This is a genomic window from Corynebacterium nasorum, assembly GCF_022345765.1.
GTDB lineage: Bacteria > Actinomycetota > Actinomycetes > Mycobacteriales > Mycobacteriaceae > Corynebacterium > Corynebacterium kefirresidentii.
Genome location: NZ_JAKRDR010000037.1, coordinates 1 through 1,991, shown reverse-complemented (window position 1 = coordinate 1,991; position 1,991 = coordinate 1). Strand labels below are relative to the sequence as shown.

Annotated in this window: 2 protein-coding genes; one reads left to right on the top strand and one right to left on the bottom strand. The window is 65.2% G+C overall.

What is annotated here, in order from left to right; genetic code table 11:
- A partial coding sequence (locus MHK04_RS12115) for a hypothetical protein (protein ID WP_239227090.1) occupies window positions 1-676 on the top strand: 676 nt, incomplete at its 5' end.
- Window positions 677-691: 15 nt separating this feature from the next.
- Here the strand turns inward: MHK04_RS12115 and MHK04_RS12110 are convergent.
- Window positions 692-1,891 (bottom strand): FUSC family protein, encoded by a 1,200-nt coding sequence (locus MHK04_RS12110; RefSeq protein ID WP_239209020.1) that lies wholly within the window; start codon window positions 1,889-1,891, stop codon window positions 692-694.
- Window positions 1,892-1,991 lie beyond the last annotated feature (100 nt).

Below are 1,991 nucleotides of genomic sequence, written 5' to 3'. Positions count from 1 at the left end.
CGATGACATCGCCGCTCAGCCCGACGTCCGCCACCTCGGCGCGCCAGAGCCGGCCCCGCAGGCGCCCCACCTCACAGAACCCGCCCGCATCGTCGTCGCCGGCTCCGATGCCGCCCTCTCGGCCGTGCTCACCCGCCTCATGCGCTCCGATCGCCTCTGGGCCGAAGTCGCCTTCATCCCCGTGTCCTCGGCTACTCCTTCCGCCGCCGCACAGAACTGGGGGCTTCCCACCGACCCGGCCGAAGCCCTCGACTTCGCCCGCACCGCGCCGGTTCGCCCAGCCCCTCTCATCCGCAACGATTCCGGCCTCGCAGTCGCTGGCTCTGCCACCATCTCGGATGCCGCAAACGGCGCTTTCACCGGTGAAATCATCATCGATGACCACACGCTTGCCGCCTCCTCCCCCAAGACCTTCGGCGCACGCCTAGTCCCCATGACCGACGCCCCCGGCATCCTCGCCGCCCGCGCCACTTCCCCCGTCGAGCCTCAGGGCCGCCTCCGCTCGTTGCTGCGCAAGCCCGGCCAGCTCGCCCCTGAATCCGTACGCACCGGCCGCGCCGTCCAGGCCGGCGGCCCACAGCTGCGCGTCATCGTCGATTCGGTCCCCCACCAGCGGCCGGTGACCCGCGTGACCTTCTACCGCCACCTACGCGATCTCCAGATCGTCCGCCCTTAGCCCCGCGCGACGACTTCAGTCCTCGCGCCCCCACACCTCCGGTGGATAGGCCGGATGCTGCGACGTCGGCACGAGGTGCGCCACGGCCGACTCACGCGAGAGCCCGCACACCATGAGCATATCGACCACAATGGAACGCGTCTGACCCAAAATCATATAGGCCGATAACGTGCCGTCCTTGTCAATGATGTCTATCCCGGCGCGCCCGCCCACGATGCGCAGACGCTGCACGAGGTCCGGAATCTCAATCGCTTCGTCGTGCCCATGCTGTTTGCCCTGGCCGTAGAGCTCGCTGATGGCGAGCATGATTTCAGAAAGCTCATCGAGCAATTCCACCTGCGCGTCTGAAACCTTGTCGCGGTCCTCCGTCAGGCCCAATGCCTGGCGGGAGAGCACGCGCACGCCGCGCACCGCGTTATCTACCGGCATGAGGATGCGCTCCAGCGAGCGAATGCTGCGCCGCGATGCCCACAACAGTGGCGAGACCTCCGAGGCCTCCCTGCCCGATTGCGCCGCACTCAGCAGGGTATTCACGCTGTCTTGCGTACCGCGCACCGCCTCGCGCGCATCTCGGATAACGGCGGGGTCTTGCTGGCGGATGCCGTACGTGACGTCGGCAAGAATGCTCGAGGCAATCTTGAGCACCTTCGATACCTCGCGCCGCGCCTCCACCAACGGGGAATTGGGAATCAACGCGATGGTTATCAGGCCAATGCCTGAGCCAATCATCGCATCGATCGCGCGGTGCAGGCCACCCGGGCCCTCCGTGGGTGGAAAAATCGTCGCAATCAAAATCGCGCCAAAGACAATCTGGTTAGTAATCAGCGGCGACTTGGTCAAAAACGAGCCCACCACCAGGCCCGCGCCCACGATGAAGAAAATCTGGAACGGCCCCTGCCCCACAATCTGAAAGAGCAAGTCGCCTACGGCCACGCCGATGATGCCGCCAATCGACATCTCCAGCGCCTTCTTCATCCTGTCCCCACCGGACATCCCTAAAATGATGACCGCGGAAATCGGCGCAAAGAACGGCTGCGGGTGCCCCACCACATCGCCGGCCACCCAGTACGCGAGCGCCGCACCAATGGTCGCCTGCACAATATAAACAAACCGCGAACGGATGCGGTTTACCCGCGAGAGCACCGAGCGGTCAATCACCCGCAGCTTTTGCCGCGTTGAGACTCTTTCCTTCGCTTCCGACATGCCTTCCAGCATAGAAGACCGCCCCTACCATCGCCGCTGTCCCCGCGCATCTCGGCCGCCGGCTAACTTGTGGACAGCTCTTGCCGACGCCCCCTTTCCCCCACCCATCCAC